This is a genomic window from Iodidimonas gelatinilytica, from assembly GCF_008579125.1.
Lineage (GTDB): Bacteria > Pseudomonadota > Alphaproteobacteria > Sphingomonadales > Rhodothalassiaceae > Iodidimonas > Iodidimonas muriae.
On sequence record NZ_BKCL01000005.1, the window covers coordinates 93,391 to 111,266 of the forward strand.

Here is a 17,876-nt window from a genome sequence, read left to right on the forward strand (position 1 = left end):
ATTCAGATCATGGATATAGGAAGCATTACAGCCGGATTATCGGGTCAGACAGAAACCGTTAGCAATGGTATTGCACAGGATTTCGACACCTTTCTCACCCTGCTCACCACCCAATTGCAAAATCAGGACCCGCTGGAACCCACGGACAGCAATGAATTTACCCGCCAGCTTGTGTCATTTGCCGGTGTGGAACAGCAAATTCAGGCCAATGAAAATCTGCAGGATCTCTCTACCCTTACCGCTTTCAGCCAAAACGCAGCGGCGGTGAATTATCTGGGCAAAACCGTCACCATCGCTGGCGACACCATCACCAATGATGCAACACGCCTTTAGGGTTTGAATATGACCTTCCAGTCACCGCCGATACGGTTACGGTCCAGATTCTCAATGCCGATGGCGATGTGGTCTTCGAGCAGGATGGTGAAACCAATTTCGGTATCCACCGCATTGATCTCAGCTCCTTTGATGGGGAAACGCCCATCCCGGCAGGTCAATATTCTGTCCGGGTGGATGCAAGAGACGCGGACAACAAAGCCATCCAGACCAACAGCTTTGTCAGGGCGCGCGTAGACGAGGTGGAAACCTCTGGTCTGACACCGCTTTTAACCATTGGCGGGCAACGGATCCCGTTACATCAGATTGCCGCTGTCGCAGCATAGACAGTCTGTTTCAGTTTCAAGGAACGCAAAATCGCGCTTCCAATGGGCCACATAAATCGTTGCCCAACATGGCAGAAGCCTTCGTTTTCAAAAGGTTCAACCGGTCATTAGGGCCGATTACAGATAAGGGACGGCAAGCCCGTTACCCCTTATAAAAGAGGAGAGCACCATGGCTTTTGCAGCATTGTCTTCCGGCGTATCAGGCTTGACCGCTTTCACTGAAGGCATCGGCATCATTTCCGATAATATCGTCAATGTGAACACCGTGGGTTATAAAGAAACCCGCAGCCGCTTCACCACCCTTGTGACCGAAACCCAATCCACAACGCGCTTTTCACCGGGCGGCGTGGCTGCACGGGCACAAACATTGATCAGCGAGCAAGGTTTGTTGCGTTCCACCGCATCGCAAACCGATCTGGGGGTTGATGGCGCAGGTTTTTTCGTCGTCCGCGCAGCGCCTTCTGCCAACTCACCGGATGGAGAAATTCAATTCACCCGCGCCGGGAACTTTACCCCGGATTCCGCTGGCTTTCTCAAAAATACGGCGGGAAATTTTCTTCTCGGCTTTCCCATCGATTCACAGGGCAATATTCCCACCAATATCGGTGATCTCAACACCCTTGAACCGATTAATGTCAGTGGCCTTACAGGGACGGCGGAAGCCACCTCGGAAGTCAGCTTGCGTGCCAATCTTCAATCGTCACTGACAGCGACCACGACCGGCGGCTCCGGTGTGGGCGGCGTGGTCGCCCAAGGCGATCTGGCGGACGGCACCATTGCCCCGGATTTTGCGCAAACCATTACCGTGTTCGATTCTCAAGGGAGCAGTCAGGGCCTCACTTTGGCGGCGGTCAAAACCGGTACCAACACCTTCCGCTTTGAAATTTTTGCGCAAGACCCGACGGCAATCAATGTGGCAGAAACACCGCCAGGCCTGGTCATGTCGGGCGAAATCAATTTCAATTCCGATGGGTCTTTGGCCAGCTTCAATCAGGAATTTCCAAACGCTGTGCTGATCAACCCGGCCAATGGACAGCAAATTTCTCCAACAGCCAATCTTAATTTCGCGGGTGGGGCCTCGACCGAAACGGTCACCTTCAACTTTGGCCGTGCAGGCGACAATGATGGCATCACCCAGTTCGACAGCACATCGACCCTTATTTCATCCAATGTGAATGGTGCGGTGTTTGGCAATGTGATCGGCACCAATATTTCGGAAGATGGCGTGGTCACGGCCCTGTTTGATAATGGCCTGTCCCGCGATGTGTTCCAGCTTCCGGTGGCCACATTCCCCAATCCCGATGGGCTGACCCGGCTTCAAGGCAATGCTTTCGGCGTGTCCGACAATTCGGGGAATTTCTCGGTGGTGTTGCCCGGAACCGGCGGCGCGGGCACCATTGCACCCTCCACTTTAGAAGCCTCTACGGTGGATCTGGCCGAAGAATTTGCTGATTTGATCGTTACACAACGATCTTTTTCGGCCTCGACCCGGATTATTTCCGCAGCCGATGAAGTTCTGGAAGAACTGGTCCGAATCTAACGGATTTTACGGCAAGTCTTCTATTTTGAAGGGCGGGGGGATCGTTCCCCCGCCCTTTTTCATAAAAATTGGAACAATTCTCGACCAGCCGTTAACTCATATTGTCACGTCATTAACTTTCCCCTTTAGCGCTTTTTTAAACGGCCTTGCGCTAATCTCGTTTTCGCAAACGGCAATGTGCGCCATCTAGGGCGCAGACCAAGGAATGAAGATGTGAGGCAAGTAATCGGACCGACTGGCGAACCTTTAACGCTCGACGACCTTCCCCCCAAAAATACCAAACGATGGGTAATTCGTCGGAAAGCGGAAGTTGTAGCGGCTGTCAGAGGGGGGCTTATTACCCTTGAAGATGCCTGCCGGCGCTATTCCTTATCCGTGGAAGAGTTTCTTTCATGGCAACGGGCCATTGACCGCAATGGTCTGCCCGGACTACGCGTGACCCGCGCCCAACAATATCGTGAAGAGCCTCTGACAAATTAGATCGGGAGCGGCATAACCATTTCGCCTCCACAACCTCTATCACCCGTCTTTCCGCCATTTTTCAGGGCAGGCACCGCCGCCTGCCCTTTTGCAAAGCCACCACAATTCACATATTTTCTTGTTTAGGGGCTTTAAAATTTCGGCCCTAACTGGGCAAAAAATGCCTATTATTAACCTGCTCTTTACCGTCATCCCCCTATCGTCACCACGTTAAACGGTGTCGCAACGGCACCGATATATCAATTTGGTGGGGTGCCCGTGAATCGCTTGATACAATTGCTGGCCAGTTTTGGTGCCACACGCCTGATTGGAATGGGCGCTGTCGGGGCAGCCCTCATCGGATTTTTCCTGTTCATATCCTTACGGCTGTCCGAGCCGGAAATGACATTGCTGTTCAGCAATCTGGACATGGCGGAAAGCGGCCAGATTGTCGAACAGTTGAAAGCCCAGAATATTCCATATCGCGTAGCCGATAGTGGCCGCACCATATTGGCCCCCGCAGACCAGGTGAATGAACTGCGCGTATCGCTGGCAGGGCAAGGCCTGGGCGGCGACATCATGGGCTATGAAATTTTCGACCGCTCCGATGGATTGGGCACCACCAGCTTTGTACAAAATATCAATCTGGTACGCGCCATCGAAGGAGAGCTTTCCCGCACCATCCGCGAAATCCGTTCCGTCGATTCTGCGCGGGTGCATATCGTTATGCCGGAGCGCGCTCTTTTCTCCCGGGAGACGCGCGAACCCACGGCCTCCATCGTTTTACGCACCCGCAACACTTTGGGGCAAAATCAGGTTGCGGCGGTTCAATCGCTTGTGGCGGCGGCGGTGCCCGGCTTGAGCCCGTCCAATATCTCCATCGTCGATCAAAACGGCACCCTGCTCGCCCGCAGTGGTGAAGGCATGGCCATGCCGGGAATGGCCTCCAGCCTTGATGACAAGCGTCGCCGCATGGAAGAGCAACTGCGTACCCGCGTTGAATCGCTTTTGGAAGAAACCGTTGGCGTGGGTAGGGTCCGAACACAAGTGGCCGTTGAGTTGGAGTTAAGCTCTGAAACCACCAACGAAGAATCCTATGATCCCGATAGCCAGGTGGCCCGATCCACCCGCACCATCGAAGAAAGCAATCTGGACCAGGACCGCGATCCGGCCAATGTCAGCGTGGGCAACAATCTTCCCGATGCCGGAGATGCGGACAATGCAGAGGCAACATCCCTCAACCGGTCCGATAAAGTGGATGAAACGGTCAATTTCGAGATTTCCCGCACCGTGCGCACACGGGTCAAGGAAAGTGGCGATATCAAGCGCCTGACCGTGGCTGTGGTGGTGGACGGGACCTATGCCGAAAACGACGATGGCACCCGCGTCTATCAGGAACGTTCTGCGGCCCAGATCGAGCAATTGGCTACTCTTGTGCGCTCGGCCATCGGATATGATGCCAATCGCGGCGATGTGGTGGAAGTGGTCAATCTGCCTTTTGTTCAGGAAGAGGTGCAAGGCACCGATGCAGCCGAGCCCTTCTCGCTATTGGGCCTCGACAAAGACGATCTTTATAATCTGTTGGAAATGCTGCTCTTGGGCATTGTGTCTTTGCTGGTTCTTCTGCTGGTGGTGCGCCCCTTGGTGAACCGGCTGATTCAGGCCATTCCCGATGCATCAACGGCCAATCAAGCACAACTTGAAGGCGCGCAAGCACATATGGCCTTGGCAGGCCCGCAAGGCTACCAGATCACCCCTGAACTGGAAAATGCCGCCGCTCAGGGCGACCCCCAAGCTATTGAGCAGCTTAATCTGGCCCGTTCTCAAGGGGCATTGCCCCCGCCTGCCAGCACAAAGATCGATGTGGCCGGTGTAGATAACCGTTTGAAGGATTCCAGTATCAAAAAAGTTGGGGAAATCGTGCGCTCCCACCCTGAAGAAGCCGCTGCGATCATCCGTAGCTGGCTTTATGCGAAACAATAAATTTTCAAGGACCGCGCAGCATCATGTCTGACGATAAAGAACTTTCCAAAATGTCCGGCCCGGAAAAAGCTGCGGCGTTCATGCTTGCCATCGGGGATGATTATGGCAAGCCGATCTGGGAAATGTTGAGCGAAGAAGAAGTGCGTGAATTGTCCGTTGCCATGTCCAATCTTGGACAGGTGAGCGCCCAAACCGTGGAAACTTTATTCAGTGGCTTTTCCGGTGAAGTGACAGGCGTCGGCTCGCTCAATGGCTCTTTCGATACCACCGAACGGCTGCTGGCCAAGATCCTTCCCGGTGACCGTGTCAGCACCATCATGGAGGAAATTCGCGGTCCTGCCGGTCGCACCATGTGGGACAAGCTGGGCAATGTGAACGAGATGGTTCTCGCGTCCTATCTGAAGAACGAATATCCCCAAACGGTTGCGGTGGTTCTGAACAAGATCAAGCCTGAACATGCGGCGCGGGTTCTGTCGGTTCTGCCCGAAGATTTCTCCATGGAAGTGGTGATGCGGATGCTGCGCATGGAAGCGGTGCAAAAAGACATCATCGATAAAGTGGAACAGACCCTCCGCATCGAATTCATGAACAATCTGGCGCGCACAAGCCGCCGTGACAGCCATGAAACCATTGCGGAGATTTTCAATTTTCTCGACCGCAATTCCGAAACCCGCTTTCTGACGGCTTTGGAAGACCGCAACCGGGAAAGCGCCGAACGCATCCGCGCCTTGATGTTCACCTTTGAAGATCTGGCAAAGCTCGATCCCGGCGGGGTGCAAACCCTGCTGCGCAATGTGGACAAGGGCAAGCTGGCTTTGGCGCTGAAAGGGGCGTCCGACACCCTGCGCGATCTGTTCTTTTCCAACATGTCGGAACGCGCTGCAAAGATCTTGCGCGAAGATATGGAAGCCATGGGGCCCGTGCGTCTGCGCGATGTGGATGAAGCGCAAATGACCATGGTCAACAAGGCCAAGGATCTGGCGGAAGAAGGCGAAATCATGCTGACCGACAGCAAGGGCGAAGACGAACTCATCTATTAAAACAACACATCATCATCCTTCCATAAGGATGAAAGAGACCGTGTGAAATCGGGAATGAGGCTAATGTGGCGCCGGTAAAATACAATTTTGACACCAGCTTTGGCGACAGCCGGGCCGATGCCGTTCAAGAAGAGCTGGATGCCTTGCGCCGCCAGATCGGTGAGGCGCGTGAAGAAGGCCGCCGGGAAGGCATGGCCACAGGACGCACAGAAGCGCTTGGCGAACTGGAAGCACGGATCGCGCAAACTCTTGACCGCATTTTGGCGTCTTGTGCCGAAATGGCCAAGCAAACCCGCCAGATTGAACAATCGCTGGAAGCCCAGGCAGCCAAACTGGCCCATGCCATTGCCATGACATTGGCCCCGTCTTTGATGCGCAGCCATCCGCTTTCGGAAATTGAAGCATTGGTGGCGGACTGTATGGATGGATGCCGCCGTGAACCGCGCATTGTGGTGCGGGTGCATGAAAGCCTGCTGGACCCCATCCAGAGCCGTCTTGAGGCCTTGAAGCTTACAGGGGGCTTTGCCGGTCAGGTGATCTTGTTGGCCGATCCGGATTTGGGAGTGCAAGACTGCCGCGTGGAATGGCCCGATGGCGGCGCGGAACGGGATATCAAGTCCCTTGAGAAACAGATTGGCGAAGCGGTACAGAAATTTCTCTCACGACATGAAAATTCTGACGCCCCCGATCCATCGGCCACGGAATTTTAAACAATGACAAGCCGCACAGAGGACAGCACATGGCTGGTTTAGAAGACGAAAATGGCACAACGGCTCAAGGGGTTCCCCTTGATGACCTGCAATCGGACAATCCGCGCGGCAGTGTCGATGACGATCAGGAACAGCGGAGCGCCCATGATCTGGAACCGGTGTTCGATGTACCGGTGCGCGTTCAAGCCGTTTTGGGTCGCGCCAATCTGGAAGTGAGCCAGCTTTTGAAACTGGCTCCCGGTGCCGTTTTGGAACTGGACCGGAAAATCGGCGAGGCCATCGACATTTATGTAAACAACCGCTTGGTGGCCCGCGGCGAAGTGGTTTTGGTGGAAGATCATCTGGGTGTGACCATGACCGAAATCATCAAGACAGAAAGGACGTAACGCCCATGTCCGCCCTGATTGCGCTGCTGTCCGCTTTTGGTCTTCTTGGTGCTGCCATAGCACTGGGCGGGGCCCCTGCGGCCTTTATCAACGGGGCGGGAATCCTGATCGTTTTATTGGGCACCATGGCGGTTACGGCCATCAGCTTTTCCAGCCGCGAACTGGCCGATATGCCGCGCACGCTGTGGCAGTTGATCACCGAACCGCAACGTGATCCGACACTGGCAGCCCTGACTGTTTTGAAGCTGGCGGAACGGACACGCAAAGATGGCATGATCGTACTGAAAAAAATTCTGCCCTCCATGGACGACACACCGTTTCTCGCCAATGCCTGTCAGTTGATCCTTGATGGGGCCACGGCGGAAGAAGCCGAAGCGATTTTGCAACGGGAAAGCCATTCGGTGGCCAATCGCTATCTGCGCTCCATCGAAGTGTTGCGCCGCGCGGGCGAAGTGGCTCCGGCCATGGGCTTGATCGGCACCTTGATTGGCCTTGTGCAGATGCTTGGCTCGCTGGATGATCCCGGCTCCATTGGACCGGCCATGGCCGTGGCGTTGCTCACCACCCTTTACGGGGCGATCATGGCCCATCTGGTGTTCATCCCCTTGGCCGCAAAAGCAGAGCGCATCGCATCGGACGAGACGTTGCTCAACACCGTTTATGCCATGGGGGCCACCTCTATCAGCCGGAAGGAAAATCCGCGTCGGCTGGAAATGCTGATCAACACCGTTTTGCCGCCCTCGAACAAAATCATGTACTTCAAATAACGACCAATCGTCCGGCCGCCCGGTTTTGGCGGCAAGGGACAGGAGACAGACTATGCGCTTGCTGATCGTGGGAAAACTGGATGGCCAATTGGGGAATGCCTCGGCCATTGCCGTGAAAAATGGAGCCCGCGTCACCCATGCAACCGATGCACAAACCGCCCTTGAAACCCTGCGAAGCCGTGGGGCGGATCTGTTGATGGTGGATGTTGCTTTGGATATCAAAGCCATTGCCGCGCAGCTTAAAAGCGAGCATTTCTCCATCCCCATCGTCGCTTGCGGTATCGGCACCGAGGCCCGCGCTGCAGCCCAGGCCATCCGCGATGGAGCCAAGGAATATATCCCCTTGCCCCCCGATGCGGAATTGATCGCGGCCGTTTTGGAAGCCGTGGCCGATGAAAACGATACCTTCATCGTGCGCGATGCAGTGACACGGCAAGTGGTGCAACTGGCCGAACAGGTCGCCCCGTCAGAAGCCAGCATCCTGATCACCGGAGAATCCGGCACCGGTAAAGAAGTGTTTGCCCGCCTTGTGCACCGCAAATCCAATCGTGCCAAACAAACCTTCGTTTCGGTCAACTGCGCCGCCATTCCGGAAAATCTTCTGGAATCGGAGCTGTTCGGCCATGAAAAAGGGGCCTTCACCGGAGCGGTTGCCCGGCGCATCGGTAAATTTGAAGAAGCCGATGGCGGAACGCTTTTGCTGGACGAAGTGTCGGAAATGGACATCCGACTGCAAGCCAAGCTCTTGCGCGCCATTCAGGAACGGGAAATCGACCGGGTCGGTGGCGCTCGTCCGGTCAAAGTGAATATCCGCATCATCGCCACATCGAACCGCGATTTGGCCGAAGAAGTAAAAAAAGGAACCTTCCGCGAAGATTTGCTGTTCCGGCTCAATGTGGTCAATCTTCGGGTGCCGCCCTTGCGCGAACGGCCCGCAGATATTGAAGCTCTGGCAGATTATTTTGCCCGCAAATATTCCGATGTGAATGCCATTCCGTTCCGCCCGCTATCCGATGGCGCACGGACCTTGCTGCGCGCCTATAGCTGGAAAGGCAATGTGCGCGAATTGGAAAATACCCTGCACCGCGCGGTGTTATTGGCCAGCGGCGATGAAATCGGCCCCGAAGCAATCTCCCTGCCCGATGGCACCCGTCCGCAGATGACCGCGGCGGCAGAGCAGCCACAGCAAAATGACGGCGAGATGATCGCAACGGGCGGTGCGCCTTTGGTGGGCCGCACAGTGGCCGATGTGGAACGGGATCTGATCATTGATACCTTGAAGCATTGCCTGGGCAACCGCACCCATGCCGCCAACATTCTGGGCATTTCCATCCGCACCTTGCGCAACAAGCTCAATCAATATCAATCCGATGGTGTGCCGGTACCGGCGCCCGGTGAAGGCGCGCGGGCCGCGTTTTGACCGCCCCAATCTGTTTGAAAATCGGGATCGCCATCCATGAGTGACGCCGTCACAAAATCACCGGACAAGGGAGCCGCCAGCGCCTCCGCCAGCTTGCGCTCTTTGTTTGGGGCGGCGCGGGGCACCGATGTGGCCATGGCGGTCGGGGTTATGGGCATCATTTTGATGCTGATCCTGCCCATGCCGTCTTGGCTGCTGGATTTTGCATTGGCCACCTCCATCACCTTTTCCGTGATGGTTTTGATGACCAGCCTGTTCATTGAAAAACCGCTTCAGCTGTCCTCCTTCCCGACCATTTTGCTGATCGCGACCATGTTACGGCTGTCGCTCAATCTGGCCTCGACCCGGTTGATATTGGCCAAAGGCCATGAAGGCACCGATGCCGCGGGCCATGTGATCCAGGCATTTGGCGAGTTTTTGATGGGCGGCACGGTGGTCATTGGCGTGATCGTTTTCGCCATTCTGGTGATCGTCAATTTCGTGGTGATTACCAAAGGCTCAGGCCGCATCGCCGAAGTGGCGGCGCGTTTTTCCCTTGATGCCATGCCCGGCAAGCAAATGGCCATCGATGCCGATCTATCGGCGGGCCTGATCAATGAAACGGATGCCAAGGCCCGGCGCAAGGAACTGGAAGACGAAAGCGGTTTTTTCGGCTCCATGGACGGGGCGGCGAAATTCGTGCGCGGCGATGCCATCGCCGGCTTGCTGATCACCTTCATCAATGTGATTGGCGGTATGGTGGTGGGCATTGCCATCAATGACATGTCGTTCACCGATGCCGTCAACCGCTATACAGTGCTGACGGTGGGCGATGGTCTTGTAAGCCAGATCCCCGCCCTGATCGTTTCTGTGGCCGCGGGTATGCTGGTGACCAAGGCCAAGGCCGAAGGCTCTACCGACAAGGCCCTGACAGAACAACTTACCGCCTATCCCAAGGCATTGGGCATTTCCGCGGCCTTGCTGGTTTTGCTGGGCTTGATGCCCGGTCTTCCCTTTTTGCCCTTTGCCCTTTTGGGCGGCGGTCTGGGCTATGCCACCTTTGCCATCGACCGCAAGACCCGTGTGGCAAAAGAACAGACGGATTTGACGCAGGCGCAAGAAAGCAAAGCCGAAAAGCCAAAAGAAGAGCCCATTTCATCGGCATTGGCCATTGATATGGTGCGGCTGGAACTGGGCTATGGATTGCTGCAATTGATCAATGAAAACAGCGGATACCGGCTGACAGACCAAATCAAGGCCCTGCGCCGCCAAATGGCCAGCGAAATGGGCTTCGTGATGCCATCGGTGCGTATTCTGGACAATATGCAGCTTCCCACCAATGGCTATTCCTTGCGCATCAAGGAAACCGAAGCGGCGCGCGGTGAAGTGCGTCCCGGCTTTTTGCTGGTGATGGACCCGCGCGGCGAACCTGTAAACATGCCCGGCGAACGCACAACCGAACCGGCCTTTGGACTGCCCGCCACCTGTTGAAGAAAGCATGCGCGAAGAGGCATCCTTCCGTGGCCATACGGTGGTGGATGCGGCCACCGTGGTGACCACCCATCTGACCGAAGTCATCAAAGACAATATGCCCGATCTTCTTTCCTATGCAGAAACGCAAAAGCTTCTGGATGATTTGCCCAGCGCCCAGCAGAAGCTGGTCAATGATCTGGTGCCCAATCTGGTCAGTGTGTCCACTATCCAACGGGTTCTTCAAGCCTTGCTCAGCGAGCGGGTGTCCATCCGCGATCTGCCAACCATTCTGGAAGGCATTGCCGAAACGGCGGGTGGCACGCAAAATATCGTCCTCATCACCGAACATGTGCGCTCTCGCCTTGCCCGGCAATTGTCTTCTTCCCATACAGGAGACAATGGCTTCATTCCGCTCTTGACCCTCTCGCCGAAATGGGAGCAGGCCTATGCTGAATCCTTGGTAGGCCAAGGGGAAGAACGTCAACTGGCCATGGCCCCTTCGGCGCTGCAAGAGTTTATGAACGATCTGAGAGAGGCTTATGATAAAATGGCGCAGCGGGGGGAAACGCCCGTTTTGCTGACAAGTCCGGGCATTCGCCCTTATGTACGATCCATCATTGAACGGGTTCGCCCGGCCACCACCGTTTTATCGCAAAGTGAAATTCATCCAAAGGCGAAGATCCGCACTTTGGGGCAGGTATAAAGCCGCATAACGCATTGAAGAAATAAGGAACAGGGACGTTCATGCGTCTTAAATCATTCAGCGCTAAATCGATGAAAGAGGTGATGGCCGAGGTCCGCGAGGCCATGGGACCGGACGCCATCATCATCTCTGTCGAGCAAAGCTCCACAGGCGGCGGCGTGCGCGTGACAGCCGCGGTGGATGGCGATCAATCGCCGCCACGCGAAGTCACTACGCCGCAAACCCGGCCCGCACCCGCCACGGAAGACAAACAGCGCGGCCCGTCTTTTATCACCCCGGAATTCGATATAGCGGACCTGAAGGCCATCATCGGCCATCATGGCCTGCCTTATGATTTGGCGGAACGGGTGATGGATGCCGCAAAAAGCTTCGAGGCCGCGTCTTTGGCCGATGCGCTGGCCCATGCCTTTGACAGCCTGATCGGCTTTTCGCCCTTGGGGCTTTCTCTACCGCGCCCCATCATGCTGGTGGGGCCACCGGGGGCCGGAAAAACCGTATCGGCGGCGAAATTGGCGGCGGAAGCGCGGGTCAATGGTCATTCCGTGAAACTGATCACCACCGATATGGTGAAATCCGGCGGCGTGCACCAACTGGATCATTATGCCAAATTGATGGATCTGGATATCGGCACGGCGCAAACCGCCGAAGATCTTGCAACCGCGATCGAGCGGGACCGCCCCGCCGAATTGACCCTGATCGACAGCTGCGGCGTCAATCCTTATTCCATGGACGAACTGGAACGTCTGGTGCGCTTGTTGAAAGCCGCCGATGCGGAGCCGGTTCTGGTGTTGCCTGCGGGTCTTGATCCTGCGGAAAGCGCCGATATCGGTGAAATTTTTGCCCAAATGGGGGCACGGCGCTTCATTGCCACCCGCCTTGACGGGGCGCGGCGCTATGCCAGCCTGTTGACCATTGCCCGCGGCGGTCGTTTGGCGCTAGCAGGATTAAGCCGCAGCCCCTTTGTGGCCGAACCCCTGGAAACGCCGGTACCTTTGATGCTGGCGCGATTATTTGCCACCCTGCCCACGGCCCTTTCCCGTAAACGCGCAAAAGAGCGGATGAGTTGAGATGACGCCCATATCCAAAGACCATCTGGAACGAAAACTGATCACAGTTGCATCGGGTAAGGGCGGGGTTGGAAAGACCTGGCTGTCCACCACCCTTGCGCATGTTCTTGCCCGCTCTGGTCGCCGTGTGCTGTTGTTCGATGGCGATCTGGGATTGGCCAATGTGGATATCCAGCTTGGGCTGACGCCCGAGCGCGATATTGGCGATGTAATCAATGGCACCCGCAGCATTGCCGAGTCGATCACCGTTTATGGCGAAGAAGATTTTGGTCGCGGCTGTTATCATGTTTTGGCGGGCAAATCCGGCTCCGGCGCCTTGGGCAATCTTACCCGTGAAACGCTGTTGTCCTTGCGGGCCGGCTTGATCGCCATTGCCGCCGATTATGATCATGTCATTCTTGATCTGGCAGCCGGTATCGATCCGTCTGTCACCATCCTGTCGCGTCATAAGGGCCTGATCCTGACCGTCATGAGCCCCGACCCCACCTCCCTCACCGATGCCTATGCCTTTATCAAACTGACGGTGCAGCGCGCACCGGAAGCGGATATCCGCGTGGTGGTCAATCAAGCCACCAACAAGCGCGAAGGAGAACGCACCTATGAAGCCATCCGCAAGGTGTGCCAAACCTTTTTGAAAACCAATCCGCCGCTGGCGGCCATTGTGCGCTTTGATACCAAGGTGCGCGATGCCATTCGCCATCAAGTGCCGCTTTTGGTACGCCATCCGCAAACAGATGCCGCCAATGGCATTGATGAAATTGTGCGCTTGCTGGTCAGCCCCACCCCTGCCCAATAAACAAATGCAAATGCGCAATTGTACGCGGGCAGGGCATGGGCTATTGTCCGCGCGATTCTCAATAAGGGCCGCGTCCCCTCTTTAATCTGGATGGGATGCGCACTCGTCCATGCCGTCATGGGCGGGCCGGACAGGAGCCGTTATGTCGCGTCGCAACAAAATCTATGAAGGCAAGGCCAAAATTCTGTATGAAGGCCCCGATCCGGGAACCCTGATCCAGTATTTCAAAGACGACGCAACCGCATTCAATGCCCAAAAGCGGGCCACCTTGCAGGGCAAAGGGGTTCTGAACAACCGTATTTCGGAATATGTGTTCACCCAGCTGGCCACCATCGGTATTCCCACACATTTTGTGCGCAGCCTCTCCATGCGTGAACAGCTTGTGCGCGCCGTGGAAATCATTCCCGTTGAAGTGGTGATCCGCAATATCGCCGCCGGGTCCATCTGCAAACGGCTTGGGCTGGAAGAAGGCACGCCCCTCCCCCGCGCCATTGTCGAATATTATTATAAAGATGATGCGCTGGGCGATCCGATGGTGGGCGAAGAACATATCACCGCCTTTGGCTGGGCGCAGGATTTCGAAATGGATGAAATCATCCATATGGCCTTGCGCATCAATGATTTCCTGAGCGGATTGTTCACCGGAATCGGCATCAAGCTGGTGGATTTCAAGCTGGAATTCGGACGCTTTTACACCGAAGAGCATGTCCAGATCATTCTTGCCGATGAAATCAGCCCCGATGGCTGCCGCCTTTGGGATATGAAAACCAACGAAAAGCTGGATAAAGACCGCTTTCGCAGGGATTTGGGCGGCGAGATCGAGGCTTATCAGGAAGTGGCCCGACGCATGGGCGTCTTGCCCAGCGCCGATATCCGCGACATTGCAGAAGGCGAAAACCGCAAAAAACGAAAAGGATGAACCAGATGAAGGCGCGCGTTCATATCACGCTCAAACCAGGGGTTTTGGACCCGCAGGGCAAAGCCATTCATCATGCGCTGGACAGTTTGGGGTTTTCCGGTGTCGATGATGTGCGCCAAGGCAAATATATCGAGCTGGACCTTCAAGAAACGGACCGGGAAAAAGCCCGCGCCGATGTTGAAGATATGTGCCGGAAATTGCTCGCCAATACAGTGATCGAACGCTTTTCCATCGATCTGGACTAATTCCGAAGGAGCCTTGCCATGAAAGCCGCCCTGATCACCTTTCCCGGCTCCAATTGTGATCGTGATATGGCTGTGGCCATCAAATCGGTCACGGGACGCGATCCCATTGCTGTATGGCATAGTGAAACGGCGTTGGGAGACGTGGATTTCATCGCATTGCCCGGCGGGTTTTCTTATGGCGATTATTTGCGGTGCGGGGCCATTGCCGCACGGTCGGGCATTATCCCGGAAATCATCCGCGCCGGCAAACGCGGCGTGCCGATTCTGGGGATATGCAATGGCTTCCAGATCCTTACGGAAATTGGTCTTTTGCCCGGGGCGCTGATGCGCAATGCCGGGCTTCATTTTATCTGCCGCGACGTGCCTTTGCGCGTGGAAACCAGCCAAAGCGTTTTTACCGGCGGATATCGCACCGGTTCGGTGGTGCATATGCCGGTCGCCCATCATGATGGCAATTATTTCGTCGATCCCGACCAACAAAAACGGCTGGACGATGAAGACCGCATTGCATGGCGCTATTGCACCAAATCCGGTGAGGTGACCCCCCAGGCCAATATCAACGGATCGGTGGGCAATATCGCCGGTGTGTTGAACGAAAGCCGCACCATTCTGGGGATGATGCCCCATCCCGAACGGATGATTGACCCCGCGCATGGCGGCACCGATGGCCGTCTGCTGTTTGAAAGCGCCTTGTCGATGCTCGCCACCCTTTGATCTGCCTTTTGACTTATGGACCCTCGCGCTTATGTCTGATGTTATCTCCCCTGCCATCATCCAGGAGCACGGCCTGAACGAAGAAGAATATGCCCGTATCGAGCGGGTATTGGGACGCGCCCCCAATCTTTTGGAACTGGGCATCTATTCGGTGATGTGGTCCGAACATTGTTCCTATAAGTCGTCACGCCTGCATCTCAAAAAACTGCCGACCAAAGCCCCTTGGGTGATCTGCGGACCGGGAGAAAATGCCGGCGTCGTGGATATCGGCGATGGGCAGGCCGCCATTTTCAAAATGGAAAGCCATAATCACCCCAGCTTCATCGAACCTTATCAGGGGGCTGCCACCGGTGTTGGCGGCATATTGCGCGATGTGTTCACCATGGGCGCGCGTCCGGTGGCCAATATGAATGCTCTGCGCTTTGGTGCACCCGAACATCCCAAAACCCGGCATTTATTATCGGGCGTGGTGGCAGGTATCGGCGGCTATGGTAATTGCGTGGGTGTGCCCACTGTGGGCGGTGAAACCGATTTCCACCCCAGCTATAATGGCAATATTTTAGTGAATGCCATGACGGTGGGTGTCGCCGAAATTGACAAGATCTTCTATTCTGCGGCGGCGGGCATCGGCAATTCGGTGGTCTATGTGGGGTCCAAAACCGGGCGCGACGGTATTCACGGCGCCACCATGGCCTCAACGGAATTCAGCGAAGATACGGAAGAAAAACGCCCCACGGTGCAGGTGGGCGATCCGTTCACGGAAAAACGACTGATCGAAGCCTGCCTTGAATTGATGAGCACCGATGCCATCATCGCCATTCAGGATATGGGGGCCGCAGGGCTTACCTCGTCTTCTGTGGAAATGGCCTCGAAAGGCGGCGTGGGCTTTGCGCTGGACCTGTCGAAGGTCCCCTGCCGTGAAGACGGCATGCAGCCCTATGAAATGATGCTGTCGGAAAGCCAGGAACGCATGTTGATGGTTCTAAAGCCGGGCCATGAAGCCGAGGCGCAGGCTATCTTCCGCAAATGGGAACTGGATTTTGCGGTGATCGGCCAGATCACCGACAGCGGCAATCTCAGCCTGACATTCGAAGGGGACCTCGTTGCCGATATCCCCGTGCCCAGCCTGACCGATGATGCGCCCATTTATGACCGTCCATATGTCCAGCCCAGCCCGCGTGCACCCCTTGGCCCCGATCAAGTAGCCCGACCCGATGATTATGGCGCGGCTTTACTGCAATTGATGGGCGGGCCCAATCTCTCGTCGCGCCGGTGGATCTGGGAGCAATATGACCATATGGTCATGGCCGATACCATCCAGCGGCCCGGTGGCGATGCCGCTGTGGTGCGGGTGCATGGCACCCAAAAGGCGCTGGCTATTTCCACCGACTGCACCCCCCGCTATGTAGCCGCCGACCCGAAAGAAGGGGGCAAGCAAGCGGTGGCAGAAACCTGGCGCAATCTAACCGCTGTGGGCGCCACCCCCCTTGCCATCACCGATTGTCTGAATTTCGGCAATCCCGAACGGCCGCAGATCATGGGGCAGTTCGTTGGCGCCATCGAGGGCATGGCCGAAGCCTGCCACGCTTTGGACTATCCCGTGGTATCGGGCAATGTGTCTTTATATAATGAAACCAACGGCACCGGTATCTTGCCAACGCCCGCCATCGGTGGTGTGGGGCTGTTGAAAAATGCCCAACGCATGGCGGGATTGGCCCTTCGCCGTACAGGCGACCGCCTGATCCTGATTGGCAAGACAAAAGGCCATCTGGGCAGTTCGCTTTATATGATGGACTGTCTGGGCCGCGAAGATGGCACGCCGCCGCCAGTGGATCTGGTTGCCGAGCGCAAAAATGGCGATTTCGTACGATCCCAGATCGAATCCGGCCTTCTGGATGCGGTGCATGATCTGTCCAGCGGCGGTTTGGCCGCCTCCCTTTGCGAGATGGCGCTGGCCGGAAATATAGGAGCACGCATCGATCTCGCCCCGCTTTCCTTGCCCGCCCATGCCGCCCTGTTTGGCGAGGATCAGGCGCGGTATTTGCTGGCCGTCTCAAAGGACAATCTCGCAAGGATTCTGGCCTTGGCCGAAAAAGCCGGGATCGATGCGGTGGATCTGGGGGAAACGGGCGGGTCGTCCATTCACATTGCGGATGTTCTGGATGTGCCTCTTGATGATTTGCGTAAGGCCCATGAGCTGGATGCCCCAATTCATGGCCCGTGCCGATCTTTAAAAGACCGCACGCATAAGACCATATCCCTAAAGCGCTTGAGACATATTGCCACTCTCATTAGATAGAGGGGGTGGACTGTTTTTATAATGAGAGGAAATCTCCCCATGGCCATGAGCGCAAACGAGATCGAAACGATGATCAAAGACGCCCTGCCCGGCGCCAGCGTTGACATTCAGGATTTGCGCGGCGATGGCGACCATTATGCCGCCCATGTGGTTTATGAAGGCTTTCGGGGATTGCCGCGCGTCAAACAGCATCAGATGGTCTATAACGCCTTGCAAGGCCGTATGGGCGGTGTTCTTCATGCTTTGGCGCTACAAACTTCGGCCCCGAAAGAATAACGAGCAAGACAATCGAGAAATCAAGACTGGACAAAAACGGTCCAGCTTCACATATCCGGTGCAATGCCACCCTATGAATGGAGTCCGATAATGACCGAAACCACCCATGACCGCATTGCCCATGATGTAAAAGCCGACGATGTTGTGCTGTTCATGAAAGGCACACCGGTTTTCCCGCAATGCGGATTTTCCTCTGTCGTGGTCCAGATTCTGTCGCATATAGGGGTTCCGTTCAAATCCTATGACGTCCTCTCCGATCAGGACTTGCGTCAGGGGATCAAGGAATTTTCCGATTGGCCGACCATTCCCCAACTTTATGTAAAGGGTGAATTTATCGGCGGCTGCGACATCATCCGCGAGATGTTTGAAAATGGCGAACTGGGCGACTTGCTGGAAGAAAAAGGCATCACCGCCAAAGCCTGACCCTTTGATCAAAGGGAA

The 17,876-nt window shown here is 55.8% G+C and carries 18 protein-coding genes and 1 pseudogene; all 19 read left to right on the forward strand.

Translation table 11 applies throughout. The annotated features are described in order from the left end of the window. Positions 1-9: 9 nt before the first annotated feature. The 19 genes and pseudogenes from JCM17844_RS08320 (at position 10) to grxD (ending at position 17,858) form a co-directional block, all read left to right on the forward strand. Complete coding sequence (locus JCM17844_RS08320) at positions 10-333, forward strand: flagellar hook assembly protein FlgD (protein WP_150000531.1); 324 nt, start codon at positions 10-12, stop codon at positions 331-333. A gap of 47 nt (positions 334-380) precedes the next feature. Next, on the forward strand, positions 381-659 hold the full coding sequence (locus JCM17844_RS08325) for a flagellar hook assembly protein FlgD (protein WP_235898959.1): 279 nt from the start codon (positions 381-383) through the stop codon (positions 657-659). A 169-nt stretch (positions 660-828) separates the two neighbouring features. After that, a complete protein-coding gene (locus JCM17844_RS08330) occupies positions 829-2,199 on the forward strand; it encodes a flagellar hook protein FlgE (protein ID WP_150000533.1) in 1,371 nt (456 codons plus the stop codon). A 213-nt stretch (positions 2,200-2,412) separates the two neighbouring features. Continuing rightward, on the forward strand, positions 2,413-2,679 hold the full coding sequence (gene sciP, locus JCM17844_RS08335) for a CtrA inhibitor SciP (protein ID WP_188873958.1): 267 nt from the start codon (positions 2,413-2,415) through the stop codon (positions 2,677-2,679). Positions 2,680-2,937: 258 nt separating this feature from the next. Beyond that, complete coding sequence (gene fliF, locus JCM17844_RS08340; protein WP_210431650.1) at positions 2,938-4,641, forward strand: flagellar basal-body MS-ring/collar protein FliF; 1,704 nt, start codon at positions 2,938-2,940, stop codon at positions 4,639-4,641. Between the two features lie 23 nt (positions 4,642-4,664). Further along, complete coding sequence (gene fliG / locus JCM17844_RS08345; protein WP_150000536.1) at positions 4,665-5,681, forward strand: flagellar motor switch protein FliG; 1,017 nt, start codon at positions 4,665-4,667, stop codon at positions 5,679-5,681. Positions 5,682-5,746: 65 nt separating this feature from the next. After that, positions 5,747-6,391, forward strand: a complete 645-nt coding sequence (locus JCM17844_RS08350; protein WP_150000537.1) for a FliH/SctL family protein — start codon at positions 5,747-5,749, stop codon at positions 6,389-6,391. Between the two features lie 29 nt (positions 6,392-6,420). Then, positions 6,421-6,777, forward strand: a complete 357-nt coding sequence (gene fliN, locus JCM17844_RS08355) for a flagellar motor switch protein FliN (RefSeq protein WP_150000538.1) — start codon at positions 6,421-6,423, stop codon at positions 6,775-6,777. A 5-nt stretch (positions 6,778-6,782) separates the two neighbouring features. Beyond that, the gene (locus JCM17844_RS08360; RefSeq protein ID WP_150000539.1) at positions 6,783-7,544 is read left to right on the forward strand and encodes a motility protein A; all 762 of its coding nucleotides are present in this window, start codon (positions 6,783-6,785) and stop codon (positions 7,542-7,544) included. A gap of 52 nt (positions 7,545-7,596) precedes the next feature. Further along, a complete protein-coding gene (gene flbD, locus JCM17844_RS08365) occupies positions 7,597-8,964 on the forward strand; it encodes a sigma-54-dependent transcriptional regulator FlbD (protein WP_150000540.1) in 1,368 nt (455 codons plus the stop codon). 36 nt (positions 8,965-9,000) lie between these two features. After that, positions 9,001-11,119: pseudogene (gene flhA, locus JCM17844_RS16600) on the forward strand (flagellar biosynthesis protein FlhA). A 41-nt stretch (positions 11,120-11,160) separates the two neighbouring features. Then, positions 11,161-12,186 (forward strand): flagellar biosynthesis protein FlhF, encoded by a 1,026-nt coding sequence (locus JCM17844_RS08375; RefSeq protein WP_150000541.1) that lies wholly within the window; start codon positions 11,161-11,163, stop codon positions 12,184-12,186. Position 12,187: 1 nt separating this feature from the next. Then, positions 12,188-12,982, forward strand: a complete 795-nt coding sequence (locus tag JCM17844_RS08380) for a nucleotide-binding protein (RefSeq protein ID WP_150000542.1) — start codon at positions 12,188-12,190, stop codon at positions 12,980-12,982. A 142-nt stretch (positions 12,983-13,124) separates the two neighbouring features. Further along, entirely contained in the window at positions 13,125-13,901 is a 777-nt protein-coding gene (gene purC / locus JCM17844_RS08385) for a phosphoribosylaminoimidazolesuccinocarboxamide synthase (RefSeq protein ID WP_150000543.1), read from the forward strand. Between the two features lie 5 nt (positions 13,902-13,906). Continuing rightward, a complete protein-coding gene (purS, locus tag JCM17844_RS08390) occupies positions 13,907-14,146 on the forward strand; it encodes a phosphoribosylformylglycinamidine synthase subunit PurS (protein ID WP_150000544.1) in 240 nt (79 codons plus the stop codon). A gap of 18 nt (positions 14,147-14,164) precedes the next feature. Further along, positions 14,165-14,860 carry a phosphoribosylformylglycinamidine synthase subunit PurQ gene (gene purQ, locus JCM17844_RS08395; RefSeq protein WP_150000545.1) on the forward strand — a complete coding sequence of 232 codons (696 nt, stop codon included), beginning with the start codon at positions 14,165-14,167 and terminating at the stop codon, positions 14,858-14,860. A 31-nt stretch (positions 14,861-14,891) separates the two neighbouring features. Next, positions 14,892-17,159, forward strand: a complete 2,268-nt coding sequence (purL, locus tag JCM17844_RS08400) for a phosphoribosylformylglycinamidine synthase subunit PurL (protein WP_150000546.1) — start codon at positions 14,892-14,894, stop codon at positions 17,157-17,159. Positions 17,160-17,198: 39 nt separating this feature from the next. Then, entirely contained in the window at positions 17,199-17,435 is a 237-nt protein-coding gene (locus tag JCM17844_RS08405; protein ID WP_150000547.1) for a BolA family protein, read from the forward strand. 90 nt (positions 17,436-17,525) lie between these two features. After that, positions 17,526-17,858: a Grx4 family monothiol glutaredoxin gene (gene grxD, locus JCM17844_RS08410; RefSeq protein WP_150000548.1), complete on the forward strand. Its 333-nt coding sequence runs from the start codon at positions 17,526-17,528 to the stop codon at positions 17,856-17,858. Positions 17,859-17,876 lie beyond the last annotated feature (18 nt).

Coding starts and splice junctions, on each gene's coding strand:
- purL (WP_150000546.1), top strand. CDS start 14,892: ATGTCTGATGTTATCTCCCCTGCCATCATCCAGGAGCACGGCCTGAAC.
- JCM17844_RS08380 (WP_150000542.1), top strand. CDS start 12,188: ATGACGCCCATATCCAAAGACCATCTGGAACGAAAACTGATCACAGTT.
- fliG (WP_150000536.1), top strand. CDS start 4,665: ATGTCTGACGATAAAGAACTTTCCAAAATGTCCGGCCCGGAAAAAGCT.
- purS (WP_150000544.1), top strand. CDS start 13,907: ATGAAGGCGCGCGTTCATATCACGCTCAAACCAGGGGTTTTGGACCCG.
- JCM17844_RS08330 (WP_150000533.1), top strand. CDS start 829: ATGGCTTTTGCAGCATTGTCTTCCGGCGTATCAGGCTTGACCGCTTTC.
- purC (WP_150000543.1), top strand. CDS start 13,125: ATGTCGCGTCGCAACAAAATCTATGAAGGCAAGGCCAAAATTCTGTAT.
- purQ (WP_150000545.1), top strand. CDS start 14,165: ATGAAAGCCGCCCTGATCACCTTTCCCGGCTCCAATTGTGATCGTGAT.
- JCM17844_RS08360 (WP_150000539.1), top strand. CDS start 6,783: ATGTCCGCCCTGATTGCGCTGCTGTCCGCTTTTGGTCTTCTTGGTGCT.
- fliN (WP_150000538.1), top strand. CDS start 6,421: ATGGCTGGTTTAGAAGACGAAAATGGCACAACGGCTCAAGGGGTTCCC.
- JCM17844_RS08405 (WP_150000547.1), top strand. CDS start 17,199: ATGGCCATGAGCGCAAACGAGATCGAAACGATGATCAAAGACGCCCTG.
- flbD (WP_150000540.1), top strand. CDS start 7,597: ATGCGCTTGCTGATCGTGGGAAAACTGGATGGCCAATTGGGGAATGCC.
- grxD (WP_150000548.1), top strand. CDS start 17,526: ATGACCGAAACCACCCATGACCGCATTGCCCATGATGTAAAAGCCGAC.
- JCM17844_RS08320 (WP_150000531.1), top strand. CDS start 10: ATGGATATAGGAAGCATTACAGCCGGATTATCGGGTCAGACAGAAACC.
- JCM17844_RS08375 (WP_150000541.1), top strand. CDS start 11,161: ATGCGTCTTAAATCATTCAGCGCTAAATCGATGAAAGAGGTGATGGCC.